Raw genomic sequence first — 1,160 nt, 5'->3', positions numbered from 1 at the left:
GTCCTGACGCCGGGCGGGGTGTGGGGGACACTGGAGGGGCTCGATGCCGTTCCGTGCCCCGTCTAGGAGACGTACCCCATGCCCCGCCTCGCCGTCTTCGCCCTCCTCGTCTGCGTGCTGTCCGTGGCGGCGGCCGTGGTCGCCTTCGTCGAGGGCAGCTTCCTCGGCATCGTCTGGGTGCTGCTGGCCGGCCTGTCCTCCAACATGGCCTGGTACTACATCCGCCGCGAGCGGGCCCGCAAGGCCGCCCGCCAGACCGGCTGACCCCGCCGGCCCGCCCGGCGTCAGGACTCAGGGGCCGCGCAGAAGCCCTCGGTGTCCTCCCAGAAGCGGTACAGCTCGAAGCCGCAGTAGGTGTCGAGGTCCGGCACGCCCAGCGCCGACAGGGCGCCGTGGACCACGTCGAAGAAGACCGCGTTCACGGCCGGGATCCACAGCAGCGCGAACACCGCGATCAGCCCGACCGGCGCCAGCGGCGCCAGCTCCCGGCGCACCCGGTGCGACAGCCAGGGCTCGATGACCCCGTAGCCGTCGAGGCCGGGCACCGGCAGGAAGTTCAGGATCGACGCCGACACCTGCAGCAGCGCGAGGAACGCCAGCGCGAAGCGGAACGGCTGCGGCACCCCGTCGAGGGCGCCCAGCCAGAACGGGGCGGTGCAGACGACGGCGAACGCCACGTTCGTCAGCGGGCCCGCCGCCGAGATCAGGCTGTGCTTCCAGCGGCCCCGGATCCGGTCCCGCTCGATGAACACGGCGCCGCCGGGCAGGCCGATGCCGCCCATGATCACGAAGATCAGCGGGAGGACGACGCTGAGCAGGACGTGCGTGTACTTCAGGGGGTTCAGCGTCAGGTAGCCCTTCGCGCCGACGGTGAGGTCGCCGCCGTGCAGGGCCGTCCGGGCGTGCGCGTACTCGTGCAGGCACAGCGAGACCAGCCACGCCGACGTGACGAAGAGGAACACCGCCAGCCCGGCGCTCTGCGAGTAGCCCGTCCACACGGCCCACCCCGTGACCGCCATGATCGCGACTATGCCGAGGAAAACGGAACTGACCTGGCGCTCACTGCGCGTCCCCTGATGAACCATGCCGCGAAACCTACCGCGCGCCCCCAGCGGTCGGGGAAGGGGGCCGCGGCCGGGCGGCGCCGGGTGCTGCGGGGT

General features: G+C 72.2%; 2 protein-coding genes. One reads left to right on the top strand and one right to left on the bottom strand.

What is annotated here, in order from left to right; translation table 11 throughout:
* The first annotated feature begins 78 nt into the window (after positions 1-78).
* Positions 79-264: a hypothetical protein gene (locus tag EF903_RS32810; RefSeq protein ID WP_125548562.1), complete on the top strand. Its 186-nt coding sequence runs from the start codon at positions 79-81 to the stop codon at positions 262-264.
* Between the two features lie 20 nt (positions 265-284).
* On the opposite strand, the gene EF903_RS32805 is transcribed toward EF903_RS32810, so the two are convergent.
* The gene (locus EF903_RS32805; protein WP_125548561.1) at positions 285-1,085 is read right to left on the bottom strand and encodes a site-2 protease family protein; all 801 of its coding nucleotides are present in this window, start codon (positions 1,083-1,085) and stop codon (positions 285-287) included.
* Positions 1,086-1,160 lie beyond the last annotated feature (75 nt).

Source organism: Streptomyces sp. WAC05292, from assembly GCF_003949955.1.
Classification (GTDB): Bacteria; Actinomycetota; Actinomycetes; order Streptomycetales; family Streptomycetaceae; genus Streptomyces; species Streptomyces globosus.
Note: the sequence above shows the minus strand (reverse complement) of the source record. Positions and strands in the feature narration are given on the sequence as shown.